Annotated in this window: 13 protein-coding genes; 8 read left to right on the forward strand and 5 right to left on the reverse strand. The window is 72.3% G+C overall.

Annotated features, from left to right (window positions below):
* Positions 1-35 precede the first annotated feature (35 nt).
* The 6 genes from scy (at position 36) to OG393_RS08860 (ending at position 9,280) form a co-directional block, all read left to right on the forward strand.
* Complete coding sequence (gene scy / locus OG393_RS08835) at positions 36-4,259, forward strand: polarized growth protein Scy (RefSeq protein ID WP_327374079.1); 4,224 nt, start codon at positions 36-38, stop codon at positions 4,257-4,259.
* A 114-nt stretch (positions 4,260-4,373) separates the two neighbouring features.
* Positions 4,374-5,312: a cellulose-binding protein gene (locus tag OG393_RS08840; protein ID WP_327374080.1), complete on the forward strand. Its 939-nt coding sequence runs from the start codon at positions 4,374-4,376 to the stop codon at positions 5,310-5,312.
* A 131-nt stretch (positions 5,313-5,443) separates the two neighbouring features.
* Positions 5,444-6,418: an ABC transporter ATP-binding protein gene (locus OG393_RS08845; protein ID WP_327374081.1), complete on the forward strand. Its 975-nt coding sequence runs from the start codon at positions 5,444-5,446 to the stop codon at positions 6,416-6,418.
* Between the two features lie 3 nt (positions 6,419-6,421).
* The gene (locus OG393_RS08850) at positions 6,422-7,201 is read left to right on the forward strand and encodes an ABC transporter permease (RefSeq protein WP_327374082.1); all 780 of its coding nucleotides are present in this window, start codon (positions 6,422-6,424) and stop codon (positions 7,199-7,201) included.
* Between the two features lie 181 nt (positions 7,202-7,382).
* Positions 7,383-8,474 (forward strand): ABC transporter ATP-binding protein, encoded by a 1,092-nt coding sequence (locus OG393_RS08855; protein ID WP_327374083.1) that lies wholly within the window; start codon positions 7,383-7,385, stop codon positions 8,472-8,474.
* Complete coding sequence (locus OG393_RS08860) at positions 8,471-9,280, forward strand: ABC transporter permease subunit (RefSeq protein WP_327374084.1); 810 nt, start codon at positions 8,471-8,473, stop codon at positions 9,278-9,280. Before OG393_RS08855 ends, OG393_RS08860 begins: the two co-directional genes overlap by 4 nt.
* 48 nt (positions 9,281-9,328) lie before the next feature.
* On the opposite strand, the gene OG393_RS08865 is transcribed toward OG393_RS08860, so the two are convergent.
* The gene (locus tag OG393_RS08865) at positions 9,329-9,655 is read right to left on the reverse strand and encodes an ATP/GTP-binding protein (protein ID WP_327374085.1); all 327 of its coding nucleotides are present in this window, start codon (positions 9,653-9,655) and stop codon (positions 9,329-9,331) included.
* A 200-nt stretch (positions 9,656-9,855) separates the two neighbouring features.
* On the opposite strand from OG393_RS08865, the gene OG393_RS08870 reads away from it, so the two are divergent.
* Positions 9,856-10,890, forward strand: a complete 1,035-nt coding sequence (locus OG393_RS08870) for an LLM class flavin-dependent oxidoreductase (protein WP_327374086.1) — start codon at positions 9,856-9,858, stop codon at positions 10,888-10,890.
* A gap of 113 nt (positions 10,891-11,003) precedes the next feature.
* Here OG393_RS08870 and OG393_RS08875 read toward each other — a convergent pair whose 3' ends face one another.
* On the reverse strand, positions 11,004-11,396 hold the full coding sequence (locus OG393_RS08875) for an SCO5389 family protein (RefSeq protein ID WP_017236120.1): 393 nt from the start codon (positions 11,394-11,396) through the stop codon (positions 11,004-11,006).
* Positions 11,397-11,625: 229 nt separating this feature from the next.
* On the opposite strand from OG393_RS08875, the gene nucS reads away from it, so the two are divergent.
* Positions 11,626-12,297, forward strand: a complete 672-nt coding sequence (nucS, locus tag OG393_RS08880; RefSeq protein WP_327374087.1) for an endonuclease NucS — start codon at positions 11,626-11,628, stop codon at positions 12,295-12,297.
* 164 nt (positions 12,298-12,461) lie between these two features.
* Here the strand turns inward: nucS and OG393_RS08885 are convergent, their stop codons facing one another.
* From OG393_RS08885 to OG393_RS08895, 3 genes are all read right to left on the reverse strand, one after another.
* The gene (locus OG393_RS08885) at positions 12,462-15,035 is read right to left on the reverse strand and encodes an ATP-binding protein (protein WP_327374089.1); all 2,574 of its coding nucleotides are present in this window, start codon (positions 15,033-15,035) and stop codon (positions 12,462-12,464) included.
* Between the two features lie 229 nt (positions 15,036-15,264).
* The gene (locus tag OG393_RS08890; protein ID WP_024761898.1) at positions 15,265-15,588 is read right to left on the reverse strand and encodes an STAS domain-containing protein; all 324 of its coding nucleotides are present in this window, start codon (positions 15,586-15,588) and stop codon (positions 15,265-15,267) included.
* Positions 15,589-15,737: 149 nt separating this feature from the next.
* Positions 15,738-16,586: a 3-hydroxyacyl-CoA dehydrogenase family protein gene (locus tag OG393_RS08895; RefSeq protein WP_327374090.1), complete on the reverse strand. Its 849-nt coding sequence runs from the start codon at positions 16,584-16,586 to the stop codon at positions 15,738-15,740.
* Between the last annotated feature and the right edge of the window lie 174 nt (positions 16,587-16,760).

The raw sequence follows: 16,760 nt of genomic DNA on the forward strand, positions 1-16,760 counted from the left end.
GAGTGTTGCGACCAGGGGACGGATGGGACCGCGCAGTGCGGGGCTACGAACGCCAGGAGAGCCACCGAGCTGAAGACGACCATCTTTCGCGGTTCGAAGCCGAGATGGACCGGCTGAGGACCGAGCGGGAGAAGGCCGTCCAGCACGCCGAGGACCTCGGTTACCAGGTCGAGGTCTTGCGCGCCAAGCTCCACGAAGCGCGCCGCACGATCGCTTCCCGGCCCGCGTACGACAGCGCGGACATCGGCTACCAGGCCGAACAGCTGCTCCGCAACGCGCAGGCCCAGGCCGAACAGCTGCGGCAGGACGCCGAGCGCGAACTGCGCGAGGCCCGCGCCCAGACCCAGCGCATCCTCCAGGAGCACGCCGAGCACCAGGCCCGCCTCCAGGCCGAGCTGCACGCCGAGGCCGTCCAGCGGCGGCAGCGCCTCGACCAGGAGTTGGCCGAACGCCGCCAGACCGTCGAGGCGCACGTCAACGAGAACGTCGCCTGGGCCGAGCAGCTGCGCGCCCGCACGGAGTCCCAGGCCCGCCGGCTGATGGAGGAGTCCCGCGCCGAGGCCGAGCAGTCCCTCGCCCAGGCACGCGCCGAGACCACCCGGCTCGCCGAGGAGACCCGCCAGCGGGTCGGCTCCGAGGCGGAGGCCGCCCGTGCCGAGGCCGAGGCGATTCTCCTCCGTGCCCGCCGGGACGCCGAGCGGCTCCTGGACGCGGCCTCCACCCAGGCCCAGGAGGCGACCAGCCACGCCGAGCGGCTCCGCTCGGCCACCACCGCCGAGAGCGACCAGGCCCGCCGGCAGGCCACCGAGCTGTCCCGCGCCGCCGAGAAGCGGATGCAGGAGGCGGAGGAGAGGCTCCGCGAGGCCCGCGCGGAGGCCGAGAAGGCACTGACCGAGGCCAAGGAGCAGGCCACCCGGACGCTGAGCTCCGCCGAGTCGGCCAACGAGCAGCGCTCCAGGACGGCGAAGGCGGAGATCGCCCGGCTCGTCGGCGAGGCCACCAAGGAGGCCGAGGCCCTCAAGTCGGAGGCCGAGGAGAAACTCCGCGAAGCGACCACCGCCGCCGAGAAGCTGGTCGCGGAGGCGTCCGAGAAGGCCCGTACGGTCGCCGCCGAGGACTCCGCCGCCGCGCTCGCCAAGGCCGCCCGGTCCGCCGAGGAGGTCCTCACCAAGGCGTCCGAGGACGCTCGCGAGACCACCCGGAAGGCGTCCGAGGAGGCCGAGCGGATCCGCCGGGAGGCGGAGACCGAGGCCGACCGACTGCGTGCCCAGGCCGAGGAGCAGGCCGGCGAGGTCCTGGGCTCGGCCAAGGACGACACCAAGGAGTACCGCGCCAAGACGGTCGAGCTCCAGGAGGAGGCGCGCCGCCTGCGCGGCGAGGCCGAGCAGCTGCGCGCCGAGGCGATCGCCGAGGGCGAGCGCATCCGCGGCGAGGCCCGGCGCGAGGCCGTCCAGCAGATCGAGGAGGCCGCGCGCAAGGCCGAGGAGCTGCTGACCAAGGCCCGCTCGGACGCCGACGAGCTGCGCACCAGCGCGGGCGCGGACGGTGACCGGGTCCGCGCCGAGGCCATGGCGCGCGCCCAGACACTGCGCACCCAGGCCGAGGAGACCCTGGAGCGCACCCGCGCCGAGGCCGAGCGGATGCGCGCCGAGGCCGAGGAGCAGGCGCAGGAGGTCAAGGAGTCCGCCGAACGGGCCGCGGCGGAACTGCGCGAGGAGGCCGAGCGGGCCGTCGAGGCACGGCACGCGGAGGCCGGCGAGGAACTCTCCCGGCTGCACTCCGAGGCCGCCTCCCGGCTCGAGAACGCCGAGCGGGCCCTCACCGACGCCCGCGCGGAGAGCGACCGCATCCGGCGCGAGGCCACCGAGGACACCGAGCGGCTGCGCTCCGAGGCCGCCGAACGCATCCGCACGCTCCGGGCCCAGGCCGAGGAGGAGGCCGAGCGGCTGCGCTCCGAGGCCGCTTCGGACGCGTCCACCACGCGCGCCGAGGCGGAGAGCGCGGCCGTCCGGCTGCGCAAGGAGGCGTCCGACGAGGCCGAGCGGCTGAGGTCGGAGGCGCAGGAGACCGCGGACCGGGTCCGCGCCGAGGCCGCCGCCGCGGCCGAGCGGGTGGCCACCGAGGCCGCCGAGGCGCTGGGCGCCGCCCAGGAGGAGGCCAACCGGCGGCGCCGGGAGGCCGAGGAGACCCTCGACTCGGCCCGTTCCGAGGCGGACCGGGAGCGCGAGAACGCCCGCGAGCAGTCCGAGGAACTGCTCTCCTCCGCCCGCAAGCGGGTCGAGGAGGCACAGACCGAGGCACAGCGTCTGGTCGAGGAGGCCGAGGGACGGGCGACCGAGCTGGTGTCGGCCGCCGAGCAGACCGCGCAGCAGGTGCGGGACTCCGTCGCCGGGCTCCAGGAACAGGCCGAGGAGGAGATCGCCGGACTGCGCAGCGCCGCCGAGCACGCCGCGGACCGCACCCGGACCGAGGCGCGGGAGGAGGCGGACCGGGTCCGCGCCGACGCGTACGAGGAGCGGGAACGCGCCACCGAGGACGCCGACCGGGTCCGGACCCGGGTGCAGGAGGAGTCCGCGGCGGCGAAGGCACTGGCCGACCGGACGGTGGCGGACGCGATCGCGGAGTCGGACAAGCTCCGCGCGGACACAGCCGAGTACGCCCAGCGGGTGCGGACCGAGGCGTCGGACTCGCTGGCGGCGGCCGAGCAGGACGCGTCCCGCAGTCGCGCGGACGCCCGCGCGGACGCCAACCGCATCCGTTCCGAGGCCGCGGCCCAGGCCGATCGGCTGGTCGCCGAGGCGACGGCGGAAGCCGACCGGGTCACGGCCGAGGTGTCGGATCTGCTGACGGAGGCCGAGCAGGTCAAGGCGGACGGCGAGGCCCACGTCGAGGCGCTGCGCACCGCCGCGCTCAGCGACGCCGAACGGGTCCTCGACGACGCCCGCAAAGCCGCCGACAAGCGCCGCACGGACGCCGCCGAACAGGCCGACCAGCTCATCGCCGAAGCCACCGGCGAGGCGGACCGGGTCACCATCGAGGCCGCCGAGCTGCTGGAGAGCGCCGAGCAGGACGCGCTGCGGCTACGCGGTGAGGCCGAGCAGGTCAAGGCGGACGGCGAGGCCCACGCGGAGGCGCTGCGCACCGCCGCGCTCAGCGACGCCGAACAGGTCCTCGACGACGCCCGCAAAGCCGCCGACAAGCGCCGCACGGACGCCGCCGAACAGGCCGACCAGCTCATCGCCGAAGCCACCGGCGAGGCCGAGCGGATCAGCGCCGAGGCGGCGCGTCAGGCCGAGCGGACGCGGGCCGAGGCGTCAAAGGAGGCCGGGCTGCTGCGGGCCGAGGCCGCGGACGAGGTGGCCCGCGCGCAGCAGACCGCCGAGCGGATCGCCGACGAGGCCGAACGGGCCGGCGCGGATGCCGAGGCGGCGGCGGAGCGGATGCGGGCGGAGGCCCGCGCCGAGGCGGACCGCACGCTGGACGAGGCGCGCGAGGCCGGCGCCAAGCGGCGTGCCGACGCCGCCGAGCAGGCCGACCAGCTGATGGCGAAGGCCCAGGAGGAGGCGCTGCGCGCGGCCACCGAGGCCGAGTCGCAGGCGGACACGATGGTCGGCGCCGCCCGCAAGGAGGCCGAGCGGATCGTCTCCGAGGCGACCGTGGACGGCAACTCCCTCGTGGAGAAGGCGAGGACGGACGCGGACGAACTCCTGGTGGGCGCGCGCAGGGACGCGACGGCCATAAGGGAGCGGGCGGAGGAGCTCCGCGGCCGGATCGAGGGCGAGATCGAGGAGCTGCACGAGCGGGCGCGGCGGGAGACCGCCGAGCAGATGAAGACTGCCGGCGAGCGCGTCGACAAGCTGGTGAAGGCGGCGACCGAGCAGCGGGCCGAGGCCGAGGCGAAGGCCAAGGAGCTCGTGTCCGAGGCGAGCTCCGAGGCGAGCAAGGTGCGTATCGCCGCCGTCCGCAAGGCGGAGGCGCTGCTCAAGGAGGCCGAGCAGAAGAAGGCCTCGCTCATCGGCGAGGCGCAGAAGATCAAGGCGGAGGCGGAGGCCGAGGCGGAGCGGATGCGCTCGGAGGGCAAGCATGACCTCGACGTGCTGGTACGCCGCCGCGAGGACATCAATGCCGAGATCTCCCGTGTCCAGGACGTCCTCGAGGCGTTGGAGTCTTTCGAGGCGCCCACCGGGACGAAGGACGGGGTGAAGGCGGGTGCTTCCGCGGGGGTTACACGTTCGAGTGGCAAGTCTTCCGAGGGCTAGCCACTCAAAAGGCTGGACATTCTCCAGATCAAACCGACATCCGCTCGATGACACGCCGCTTCGGCCCCTAGGATTCCCTCTATCACCTCACCGGTCTCATTCGACAGGAACCCCATGAGCGACACTTCCTCCCCCTTCGGCTTCGAGCTCGTGCGGCGTGGTTACGACCGCGGTCAGGTGGACGACCGCATTACCAAGCTCGTCGCCGACCGTGACAGTGCTCTGTCCCGAATCACCTCTCTGGAAAAGCGCATCGAGGAGCTCCACCTCGAGACGCAGAACGCCCAGGCCCAGGTCTCCGACGCGGAGCCGTCGTACGCCGGTCTCGGTGCCCGTGTCGAGAAGATCCTGCGGCTGGCGGAGGAGGAGGCGAAGGACCTGCGCGAGGAGGCCCGCCGCGCCGCCGAGCAGCACCGCGAGCTGGCCGAGTCGGCCGCCCAGCAGGTGCGCAACGACGCCGAGTCCTTCGCCGCGGACCGCAAGGCGAAGGCCGACGACGAGGGCGTCCGGATCGTCGAGAAGGCACAGGGTGAGGCCAACTCGCTGCGCGCCGAGGCCCAGAAGGACGCGCAGTCGAAGCGGGAGGAGGCGGACGCCCTCTTCGAGGAGACCCGCGCCAAGGCCGCCCAGGCCGCCGCGGACTTCGAGACGAACCTCGCCAAGCGCCGCGAGCAGTCGGAGCGCGACCTCGCCTCGCGTCAGGCGAAGGCCGAGAAGCGCCTCGCCGAGATCGAGCACCGCGCCGAGCAGCTGCGGCTGGAGGCCGAGAAGCTCCGTACGGACGCGGAGCGCCGGGCCCGCCAGACGGTGGAGACCGCGCAGCGGCAGGCCGAGGACATCGTGGCCGACGCGAACGCCAAGGCCGACCGGATCCGTTCGGAATCGGAGCGCGAGCTGGCGGCGCTGACGAACCGGCGCGACTCGATCAACGCGCAGCTGACCAACGTCCGCGAGATGCTGGCCACGCTGACCGGTGCCGCGGTGGCGGCGGCGGGCTCGCCGATCGACGACGAGTCGGCCACCCGCGGTGTCCCGGCCCAGCAGTCGCGGTGACGTCGTCGCACCGACGCCGTCGGCCGTGAGGCGGTCGCCGGTCCGGTCCCCCTCCCGCTGAGCGACGAACAGCCGGAAATCCCCCCGCCATATCAGTGGCGGGGGGTTTCGCGCACCCGTAGGTTGTTCCCATGATCGAGCTCGAGGCCCTGACGAAACGATTCGGGACGAAGACGGCGGTGGACCGGCTTTCCTTCCAGGTGCGGCCGGGGGTGGTGACCGGCTTCCTGGGGCCCAACGGCGCGGGCAAGTCGACCACGATGCGCATGATGCTCGATCTGGACAACCCGACGAGCGGGACGGTCCGGATCGACGGGAAGCACTACCGGGAGCTGCAGGAGCCGCTGAAGTACATCGGGGCGCTGCTCGACGCCAAGGCGATGCACGGCGGCCGGTCCGCCTACAACAACCTGCTGTGTCTCGCGCAGTCGAACCGCATCCCGGCGAGCCGGGTCGGCGAGGTGCTCGATCTGGTCGGGCTGACGCAGGTGGCGAAGAAGAAGTCGAAGGGCTTCTCGCTGGGTATGGGGCAGCGACTGGGAATCGCCTCGGCGCTGCTCGGCGATCCCGAGATCCTGATGTTCGACGAACCCGTCAATGGTCTGGACCCCGAGGGAATTCACTGGATCCGCAATCTTATGAAGGCGCTGGCCGCCGAGGGCCGGACGATCTTCGTTTCCAGCCATCTGATGAGTGAAATGGCCCTGACAGCCGATCATCTGATCGTGATCGGTCAGGGGAAACTGCTCGCCGACACCTCGATGGCCGATTTCATCCAGCAGAATTCCCGCAGTTACGTGCGCCTGCGCTCGCCGCAACAGGAGAGTCTCCGCGACGTCCTGCAGGCCAACGGCTTCACCGCCGTCGAGGCCGGGGGCGGCACTCTGGAGGTCGACGGCGCGACCACGGAGAAGCTGGGCGAACTGGCCGCCGAGAACCAGCTGGTCCTGCACGAGCTGAGTGCTCAGCGGGCCTCGCTGGAGGAGGCGTTCATGCAGATGACCGCCGGCGCGGTGGAATACCACGCGCACGGCACCGACGTACACGGCGCGGCCGCTCCGGCCGCCGCGGGCCCCCGCTGGGGCGACACCACCAAGGGAGCCTGAACGATGGCAGCGGTATCCGCGGTCCTCCGGTCGGAGTGGACCAAGATCCGTACGGTCTCTTCGACCGTCTGGACACTGGCCAGCGCGCTGCTGGTGACCGTGGCGATGAGCGCGGCCCTGTGCGCGCTGCTGAAGTCCACCTTCGACGACCTGTCGGAGGCCGAGCAGGCCACCTTCGACCCGACCTTCGTCAGTTTCTCCGGTCTGGTCCTCGGCCAGCTGGCGATGGTCGTCTTCGGTGTCCTGGTGGTCGGCACCGAGTACTCCTCGGGCATGATCCGCACCTCGCTCGCGGCGGTCCCCCAGCGCGCGAGCTTCCTCTTCAGCAAGATCGCCGTGGCGGGCGCCCTGGCCCTGGGAGTGGGCCTGGCGACCAGCTTCCTCTCCTTCTTCCTGGGACAGGCGCTGCTCGGCGAGCACCGCACGACCCTCGGCGCGGACAACGTGCTGCGGGCGGTGGTCGGGGGCGGGCTCTACATGGGGCTGATCGCGCTGTTCTCGATGGGCGTGGCGACGATGCTGCGCTCCTCCATGCTCTCGCTCGGCATCCTGGTTCCGTTCTTCTTCCTGGTCTCGCAGATCCTGTCCGCGGTCCCGAAGGCCAAGGAGGTCGCGCGGTACTTCCCGGACCAGGCGGGTTCCAAGATCATGCAGGTCGTCCCGGACGCCCTGAACTCCGAGGAGGCCCCGTACGGTCCGTGGGGTGGTCTGGGCATCATGCTGCTCTGGGTCGCGGCGGCGCTGCTGGGCGGCTACGCGGTCCTGAAGAAGCGGGACGCCTGAGAGCCTGTCGGGTGGCCGGTGCCGGGCTCCGGGGCGCGCGCCGGCCGCGCGCCCCGCATCGCTCATCAGTTCGAACTTCGCCGGAACCGTCGACGGCTCGATAGGCTCCTAGGTCATACGGGGGGCTCCGGCCGCAGGCCACGGCCCCGACGAGGACCTGACCTGTCGATGGGGCTGGAGAATGATCGAGGCAGTCGGCCTGACGAAGCGCTACGGCGCCAAGACGGCCGTGTACAACCTTTCCTTCCACGTACGCCCGGGGACCGTCACCGGCTTCCTCGGGCCCAACGGCTCCGGCAAGTCGACGACGATGCGCATGATCCTCGGCCTCGACCGGCCGACGGCCGGCCACGTCACGATCGGCGGGCACCCCTTCCGGGAGCTGCCGAACGCGCCCCGGCAGGTCGGTGCCCTGCTCGACGCCAAGGCGGTGCACGGCGGGCGCAGCGCCCGCAGCCACCTGCTCTCGCTCGCCCAGCTCGCCGGCATCCCGGCGCAGCGGGTCGACGAGGTGCTCGGGGTCGTCGGACTGCAGGATGTGGCCAAGCGCCGCTCGAAGGGCTTCTCGCTCGGCATGGGGCAGCGTCTCGGCATCGCGGCGGCCCTCCTCGGCGACCCGCAGGTCCTGCTCTTCGACGAACCGGTCAACGGCCTGGACCCCGAGGGCATCCTCTGGGTCCGCAACCTGATGAAGAAGCTGGCCTCCGAGGGCCGGACCGTCTTCGTCTCCAGCCACCTCATGAGCGAGATGGCGCTGACCGCCGACCACCTGATCGTGATCGGCCGCGGGCAGCTGCTCGCCGACATGAGCGTCAAGGACTTCATCTCCGCGAACTCGGCGGACTTCGCGCGGGTACGGACGCCGCAGACGGAACCCCAGCAACGGGAGAAGCTGACCACCGCGCTCACCGAGGCCGGCGGCCGGGTGATGTCCGAGCCGGACGGGGCGCTGCGGGTGACCGGGCTCCCGCTGCCGCGGATCAGCGACGTGGCACACCAGGCGGACGTACGACTCTGGGAGCTGTCCCCGCACCAGGCGTCGCTGGAGGAGGCGTACATGCGCATGACGCAGGGCGCCGTGGACTACCGCTCCACCGAGGATCGGCTGGCCCATCTCGAGCAGCCCCGTCCGGCGCACCTGCCGCCCGCCCCGCAGCCTGGGTACGTCGTACCCGAGGTCCCGCAGCAGGACTGGTACGCCCCGCCGCCGCCCGGACAGAACCCGTACGCGACGCAGAGCGAGCCCGCCCCGAAGCCCGAGGACCCCCGATGACCACCCCCCACTCGTACGTCTCGCCCATTCCGGTCCGCAGGGCGCACCTCGGTGACGCCCTCGCCTCGGAATGGACCAAGATCCGTTCGGTGCGCTCCACGATGTGGACGCTCGGTGTGATGGTGCTGCTGATGCTCGGCATCGGGCTGGGCGTCGGCGCGCTCGTCGCCGCCAACGCTCCCGACACCGAGGACGCGTCGGCGCTCGGCCTCGGCTTCTTCGGCATGCTGCCCGGTTCGATCTGCGTGATCACGCTCGGCGTGCTGACGATCGCCTCCGAGTACGGCACGGGCATGATCCGCACCACGCTGACGGCCTGCCCGAGCCGGACCCGGGTGCTGACCGCCAAGGCGATCGTCTTCTTCCTGCTCGTCTTCACTCTCACCACCGTCGTCACCGCGGTCGTCGGCGCGATCCAGGTGGCGATGGTCGACGCCGTCGATCCGACCGGCGCGGAGTGGCTGCGGGCGACCGTCGGCGCCGGTCTCTACACGGCGCTGCTCGGTCTGCTCTCGCTCGCGCTCGGATCGGTCATCCGGCACTCGGCGGGTGCGATCACCGTCATGATCGGCGTGCTGCTGCTTCCGCTGGTGGCCGCCATGTTCATGTTCTCGGAGTCCATGAGGGCCGTGCAGAAGGCGCTCCTGACCTACGCGATCCCCTCGCAGATGATCTCGCTCTACAGCGAGACGCCCACCCTCAACGGCGAGGGCCCGACCGGCTGGGAACCCGTGCTGATCCTGCTGACCGTGACCGCCGCCGCCCTGGGCGGCGCCTACGCCCTGCTGAACCGGCGCGACGTCTGACGACCCCCCGCCGGCACGCCCAGGCCGAGGCCGTGGTCCGGGGCGGTGTCAGTGGCGCGGCGCGTTGCGGGACCGCTGCACCCGGGTGGTGCGGCGGTCCTTCGCGTTCCAGCACGCCTTGTGCCAGTGCCGCCGGTCGTCCACTCCCCCGTACTCGGGCCAGGCCACCACGTGCGGGGCGCCCCCGGGGATCTCCTGGTCACAGCCGGGGCAGCGGTAACGCTTGCCGGGCCCGCTGGCTCCGGCCACGTGCCGGACGAGCCACTCCTCGCCCTGCCAGGACTCGCTGCGCTGCGATCCGCCGTACCTGTCGCCCGACGCACCCTGGGGATCGGGCTTCTCGCCGCCTTGGGGACGGTTGCGACGCGGGGACACTCTCTCACCTCACGGGGCCGGGAACACGGACGGTTCCGACAAGCCTACGGGCCGCGACACGGTCGCCCCGCCCCACTTCCGGGACGGCTTAGCGGAAAATCGCAAGAACTTCGGGACGGGCCGTTGCCTTTGGCACGTGTCAGACGTTGTTGCCCATACAGAGGGGGAGAAACGCGTCGGCCGCAAGGAGGCAGAAGGCGATGCGCGTGGGTATGTTCGTGCTGGCCGCCCAGTTCCCGGGCCAGGGCCAGGGGGAGGCGTTGCACCGGGCGGTACGGACCGCCGAGGCCGCCGAGGAGGTGGGGCTCGACTCGGTCTGGCTGGCCGAGCACCATTTCGTTCCGTACGGCGTCTGTCCGTCGGCCGTGACCCTGGCGGCGCTGCTGCTGGGCCGCACACGCCGCGTCCGGGTCGGCACCGCGGTCAGCGTGCTGCCGAGCGTCCATCCGGTGGCACTCGGCGAGCAGGCGGCGCTGCTGCACCTCATCTCCGGGGGACGGTTCACCCTCGGCGTGGGACGCGGCGGTCCGTGGGTCGACCTGGAGGTCTTCGGCGGCGGCCTGGAGGCGTACGAGAAGGGCTTCCCCGAGTCGCTCGACCTGCTGCTGCGCTGGTTGACAGAGCAGCGGGTGGGAGCCGCCGGCGAGCGGTACTCCTTCCGCGAGGTGACCGTCGTGCCGCGCCCGGACGAGCTGATCGGCGGGGACGCGGCCCCCGAGGTGGTCGTGGCCTGCACCTCCCCGCACAGCGTCCGGCTCGCCGCCGAGCGCGGCCTGCCGATGCTGCTCGGGATGCACTGCGGCGACGAGGAGAAGGCCGAGATGGTCTCCGCCTGGCGGCGTCGCGCGCGCGAGGCAGGGTACGACCCGGACGAGATCGCCCGGATCGGCGCCGGGCACGTCTCGGCGGGCGTCGCCCAGATCGCGGACCGCGGTCCGGACGCCTCCGAGGCCCTGGTGAAGGCCATGCCCGGCTGGCTGCGGCAGGGCCTCGACGCCCATGTCACCGTGGACGGCCGGCTCCGGTCGATGCGTGACCCCGTGGCGTACACGGAACTGCTGTGCGCCCTGCACCCCGTGGGCACACCACGGCTCGCGGCGGACCGGCTCGCGGCGACCTCGGAGCGCACCGGCATCACGCGCTTCGCCCTGCTCGCCGAGGGCTCGGGCGACCTCGCCGCCACCGAGGAGAACGTTCGGCGGCTGGGCGCGGAGGTACTGCCCCTGCTCGGATGAGGCGCACGCGCGCGGGAACACGGTGCCTCGTGGCGTCGCGCGGGGGATGCTGCCGCCCCGGAGTACCTCGCATCGTTCGTGTGTCCCGCGATGCGGAGCGGCAGCACCGTGCCTCAGCAGTCGCGGAGTTCCGGCGACTGGTTGAGCAGTTGGCCCCGTACGGAGGTGAAGCGGGCCAGCCGCTCGTCAACCGCCGGGTCCAGCGGGAACACCGCCACACGGTGGCAGTTCTGGAAGGCCAGACGCACGCCGAAGTGCCGCTGCAGCGCACCACGGATCGCGTCGCTCGCCAGTGCACGCAGCAGCTGACCACGTGCCTGCTCGTTCGGCGGCGGCGTCTGGTTGTCGGCGAACTCGCCGCCGTCGACCTTCAGCTGGGCCACCAGAGAACTGATCATCTCCCAGGCGTAGGGCAGGGAGGTCCGGACGCAGTCGACGAAGTCGGCTTCGTCGACCTCGCCTCGCTCGGCCTGTTCCAACAGCGCCGGTGAGACGTCGAGCGACATGGGTTCTCCTCTCGCGACCCCGACGGACGGGGTCTTACGGGCAGGGATGAAGGAGCCCCCGTGCAACACGCAGCGTGCACGGACGACGACCTCCTGCTTCCACGGTAAGCGCGCCGTCCGAAGCACACCAGGAGATTGAGAGCACAACCGGCCAATAACCGACGGGCGCGGGACGGGTGTTAACAGCCGAATCGCGCGGATGAGCATGTGTCTTGTAGCGTTGCCGACCATGCGCCTCGTCATCGCCCGCTGCTCCGTGGACTACGCGGGCCGGCTCACGGCCCACCTGCCCTCCGCCCCCCGTCTGATCCTGGTCAAGGCAGACGGCAGCGTCTCCATCCACGCGGACGACCGGGCGTACAAACCGCTCAACTGGATGTCCCCGCCGTGCACCCTGAAGGAGGGCGTCGACGGCGAGGCGGGCATCTGGACGGTCATCAACAAAGCGGGCGAGAAACTGATCATCACGATGGAGGAGATCCTCCACGACTCCTCGCACGAACTGGGCGTCGACCCGGGTCTCATCAAGGACGGCGTGGAAGCGCACCTCCAGGAACTGCTCGCCGACCGCATCGAGACACTCGGCGAGGGCCACACCCTGATCCGGCGCGAGTACCCGACCGCGATCGGTCCGGTGGACATCCTGTGCCGGGACGCCGACGGCGCGACCGTCGCCGTGGAGATCAAGCGCCGCGGCGAGATCGACGGCGTGGAGCAGCTGACCCGCTACCTGGAGCTGCTCAACCGCGACCCCCACCTGGCGCCGGTGAAGGGCGTCTTCGCCGCCCAGGAGATCAAGCCGCAGGCGCGGGTGCTCGCGACGGACCGGGGCATCGGCTGCGTGGTCCTCGACTACGACGCGCTGCGCGGCATCGAGGACGACAAACTGCGGCTCTTCTGAGAGCCGGCGGGGTGGCCTTCGGCCGCGGGGATCTGAGGGCCTGTCGACCGAAGGCCACCCGACAGGCCCTGAGGGCTGTCCCGGCATCCGCGGGGTGCCGGAGCGAGACCCGGGCCTGACGCGGCAGCGGTACCGCGTCCGGTCGTGACACGACGGACGGCCCGTCAGGCGGGGGCACCCCCGTCGGAGGGGGCGGTGGACTCGGGCGGGCCGCCGCTCAGCGTCGCCGAGGCGGAGTTGCCGGGGTTGTCGCCCTCTGTACTTCCGGACGGCGACGGTGATGTCGTCGTCGCCGAGGGCGAGGGCGACGGGCTGGACGGACTCGGGCTCGTCGACGGACTCGCGGACGGACTCGAAGAGGGGCTCGTCGGCGGCTTGGTCGTCGGGCCGGGGCTGCTCGGTGTGGTGCCGGGCGTCCCCTTGGTGGGGCTGCTCGGGCTCGTCGAGGTCGCCGGGGAAGACGGGGTCGCCGCCGTGCCGGTCGGCCCGGTGGAGGCCGACGCGGAGACGCTGGGAGAGGCCGACCCGGTCGGCTCGTCCTCCGGGTCGTCGGCGGCGGGCTCGTCGATGTCCAGGCCGTCGTCGCCGGTCTCGTCGGCGGTGCTGTCGGAGGTGACCCTTCCGGTGCCCGGATCGTCGGCGTTGCCGGATGTGGCGCCGATGATCACGACCGTGCCGAGCACGGCGGCCAGCAGGGCTCCCGTGCCGACGGCGACGATGTTGCGCCGCGCCCCGGCGACGACTCCCCGGAGGCCGGCCGGCCGGGGCTTCCCGTCGCCCTCCCCTGCCCGGTCGGGTCCGGTGACGAGGGTCGGGCCGTCGGCGAAGTCCGGGAAGGGCCGGACCGGCTTGGTGACGGCGGCGGACGGGCCGGGGGGCAGTGCGGCGATCGCGACGGAGGGAGTCCCCCGGGGCGGCGAGACGGGGCCGCCGAGCCGGGCGGTGGGCGCTTCCGTATCGGTGGGGACCCGGCCCGCGACACGGTCGGCGACCAGGGCGAGCGCCCGCCGGCCGGCCACGGTGCCCCGCTTGTCGGCGAGGACGCCCCGCATGCCGACGGATGCCTCGAGTTCGGCGCGGGCCCGTTCCAGGTTTCCGCCGCAGAGGGCCAGGACGCCCAACTCGTGGTGGAAGTACGCCTCTTCCGCGACCTCCCCGGCAAGCCGGGCGGCCTCCTGTCCGCTGCGCAGCGTCCGCTCCCAGGCACCCCAGTACAAGCCGGCGGCGAACGCGGGGGCGGCGCTGCGGGCGAGCAGGACGGCGGTGGCGGGGTGTTCGGGGTCCGTGCCCGGGACGAGCGCGGTCAGGGCCGCGATCAGGGCGTCCGCCTCGGCGACGGCGCGCGCGGGGGTCACGGAGGGGTGTCCGGCCCACCAGGCGTAGTGCTGGGCGACGGTGTGGGCGCGCTCGGCGGTGTCCTCGCCGTATCCCTGGGCGAGGAGCTGGGTCAGGACGCCGGCGGCGAGCCGGTAGCGGCCACCGGCCGGGGAGAGCAGTCCGCAGTCCATCAGCTCGCCGAGTGCGGCGTCCGCGTGGGTGTCGCCTACGAGGGCGGGGAGGTGCGCCTGGTGCGGCACCTCTCCGCCGAGGGCGACGGCGAAGCGCAGGGTGTCCTGCGCGGAACGGCTGAGCCGGGAGGCGAGCAGGGCGGCGGGGGCGGCACCCTCGCCGAGGGTGGGCAGGGGTATGTCGAGCAGTTCGACGTCGGACTCGTCGACGGCGTCCGCGGGCTCGTCGTCGCCGGAGTCGCCCGCGTCAGCCGCGTCGCCCGCGGAGAGGCCCGCGCCCGGCCCGAAGGCTTCGTCGAGGGCTCCGAAGGCGTCGAACTCGGCCGGGGTGACCCGCAGCCGGTCGCGCTGCCGGAGCAGGGCTCCGGCCTGGACGAAACGCAGCGGCAGGCCCTCGGACTCGAACCACAGGTCGCCGGCCCAGTTGCCCTCGTCCTCGGTGAGCGGTCGGCCGACGACGCTCTCCAGGAGCTCCAGGGCGGCGGCACGGCCGAGCCCGGCGAGGCCCACCTCCTCGACGTGCGCGCCGGGCGAGGCCCCGGGAACCTCGGGCGTGGCACCGAAGAGGAAGGCGCACTCAGGGGCGGCGGTGAGGAGTTCGTCGAGGGTGGTGCCGCCGAACTCGAGGTCGTCGACGACGACGACCGCGCCGATTCCTGCGACTCCGGCGAGCAGCGCGGTGCGGTCGGGGCGCTGGTCCGGTGCGTGCTCGACCACCGCGAAGAGTTCGTACAGCAGCTCGGTGGGGGTGCGGTTCAGACCGGAGAGCCGGACGACGCCGTCGGGTGCGAGGCCGGCGCAGTCGGCGGCGACGGTGTCGAGGAGGGTGGTGCGGCCGGAGCCGGAGGGTCCGGTCAGCCGGACGGAGCGGCCCTGGGACAGGAGCCGGACGAGCGTGTCGCGCGGGTCCTGTCGTTCGAGCAGCGGATGGGGCACCGCGGCGGGGCCGGGCGGCACGGGCGGGGTGGCGGTGCGGGCCGTCTCGGCGCGCTCCTCGGCGGTGCGGCGGCGGGGTGGCTCGGGCTGCTCACCGGGCGGGCACGCCTCGATCTCGCTGCCGTCGACGGGGTTGACGGTGAGCAGCAGGTCACCCGAGACGAGCCGGGTGATGCGGGCCCGGGCGGGCGTGGACGGGACGCGTTCGGGCAGCAGGCCGCCGCGGTGGTCGCGGGTCTCGTCGTCCTCGTTGTCGTGGCCGAAGTCTTCCGGCCCCCGGTTCATCGGGTCCATGATCAAAGCCCCCAAAAGCGGTGCGCGCCGAAGCCCCTCCCGGCCGATCTGCACGCTCGCTGCCGCTTCTGGTCCGGTGCCCGCCGAGTGGGTTCGTCAATGGGCAGGCGTGCCGAACCCTAGACCGTCTTCCGCCATCCGGGAACAGGCGGGGTACCACCCCGCCCCAGACGTCACGGTCTCGCGAGGATGGAGAAGGGAACATGCACACGAGCGTTTCACAGACGGTTCACACCCGTGGCAGCGACTCGGCCGCCAGGCCGCCCTCGATGGCGAGGATGCGGTGAAGCCGGGTCGCGACCAGGAGGCGCTGCATCTGGGGCGGTACCCCGCGCAGCACCAGGCGCCGCCCGCAGCGGCCTGCGCGGCGGTGTGCGCCCATGATGACCCCGAGCCCGGTCGCGTCCCAGGAGTCGAGACCGGTCAGGTCCAGGACCAGGTCGCCGACGCCGTCGTCGACGGCCGAGTGCAGGACCGTACGGGCGTCCGCCGCGCTCCGGACGTCGAGGCGGCCCCCGACGACCAGCTCGACATGGTCGCCCCTGATGTGCATATGCGCTCCCCGGGAGTGCTCCGTCTTTGCAACAACTGACTGCCCCACGAGCAGAAGCGTTGCGCCTTGTAAGCGAACTGATACCGAATTCACCCTGTGGGGTGATGGTGAACCGACCGAACAGAACTCGGTTCCGACTCGTAGCCGACTCAGTGCTCGTAGAAGCCCTGCCCGCTCTTACGGCCGATGTCACCCGCGTCCACCATCCGGCGCATCAGCTCCGGCGGGGCGAACTTCTCGTCCTGGCACTCGGTGTAGATGTTGCTCGTGGCGTTCACGAGGATGTCGACACCCGTCAGGTCGGCGGTGGCGAGCGGCCCCATGGCGTGGCCGAACCCCAGCTTGCAGGCGATGTCGATGTCCTCGGCGGTCGCCACACCGGATTCGTACAGCTTGGCCGCCTCGACCACGAGCGCGGAGATCAGCCGCGTGGTGACGAAGCCGGCCACGTCGCGGTTGACGACGATGCAGGTCTTGCCGACCGATTCGGCGAACGTCCGTGCGGCGGCGAGGGTTTCGTCACTGGTCTTGTACCCGCGGACGAGCTCGCAGAGCTGCATCATCGGGACCGGCGAGAAGAAGTGTGTGCCGACGACGGCCTCCGGGCGCTCCGTCACCGCGGCGATCTTGGTGATCGGGATGGCGGAGGTGTTGGAGGCGAGGACCGCACCCTCCTTGGCGATCTTGTCGAGGGTGCGGAAGATCTCGTGCTTGACCTCGAGCTTCTCGAAGACGGCCTCGACGACGATATCGGCGTCGGCCACGGCCTCCAGCTCGGTGGTGGCGGTGATGCGACCGAGAGCGGCCTCGGCGTCGGCGGCGTCCAGCTTGCCCTTGGCGACGAACCGGTCGTACGACGCCTTGATGCCGTCGGTGCCACGGGTGAGGGCGGCGTCGGTGACGTCACGCAGGACGACGTCCCAGCCCGCCTGGGCCGAGACCTGCGCGATTCCGGACCCCATGAGTCCGGCCCCGATGACGGCGAGCTTCCTGGCCACGATCTTCCACCCCTCAACGCCTGTTCACTTCTCTTGCTCTCCGGCGGAGATTAGCGGTCGTGAGCCGTGATGTGACCGCTAAGTAATGCGCGTCACGCCCCGTTTGACGGACGTCACACTCACGACAGGTCCGTCGGGGTGGCGCGCCGGTCCGGACGGCGCGACCCGGGCGGG

The organism is Streptomyces sp. NBC_01216, from assembly GCF_035994945.1.
GTDB lineage: Bacteria > Actinomycetota > Actinomycetes > Streptomycetales > Streptomycetaceae > Streptomyces.

Excerpts from the sequence above, each read along its gene's own strand:
- OG393_RS08840 (WP_327374080.1), top strand. The coding sequence starts at position 4,374 with ATGAGCGACACTTCCTCCCCCTTCGGCTTCGAGCTCGTGCGGCGTGGT.
- OG393_RS08845 (WP_327374081.1), top strand. The coding sequence starts at position 5,444 with ATGATCGAGCTCGAGGCCCTGACGAAACGATTCGGGACGAAGACGGCG.
- OG393_RS08850 (WP_327374082.1), top strand. The coding sequence starts at position 6,422 with ATGGCAGCGGTATCCGCGGTCCTCCGGTCGGAGTGGACCAAGATCCGT.
- OG393_RS08855 (WP_327374083.1), top strand. The coding sequence starts at position 7,383 with ATGATCGAGGCAGTCGGCCTGACGAAGCGCTACGGCGCCAAGACGGCC.
- OG393_RS08860 (WP_327374084.1), top strand. The coding sequence starts at position 8,471 with ATGACCACCCCCCACTCGTACGTCTCGCCCATTCCGGTCCGCAGGGCG.
- OG393_RS08870 (WP_327374086.1), top strand. The coding sequence starts at position 9,856 with ATGCGCGTGGGTATGTTCGTGCTGGCCGCCCAGTTCCCGGGCCAGGGC.
- OG393_RS08875 (WP_017236120.1), bottom strand. The coding sequence starts at position 11,396 with ATGTCGCTCGACGTCTCACCGGCGCTGTTGGAACAGGCCGAGCGAGGC.
- nucS (WP_327374087.1), top strand. The coding sequence starts at position 11,626 with ATGCGCCTCGTCATCGCCCGCTGCTCCGTGGACTACGCGGGCCGGCTC.
- OG393_RS08885 (WP_327374089.1), bottom strand. The coding sequence starts at position 15,035 with ATGGACCCGATGAACCGGGGGCCGGAAGACTTCGGCCACGACAACGAG.
- OG393_RS08890 (WP_024761898.1), bottom strand. The coding sequence starts at position 15,588 with ATGCACATCAGGGGCGACCATGTCGAGCTGGTCGTCGGGGGCCGCCTC.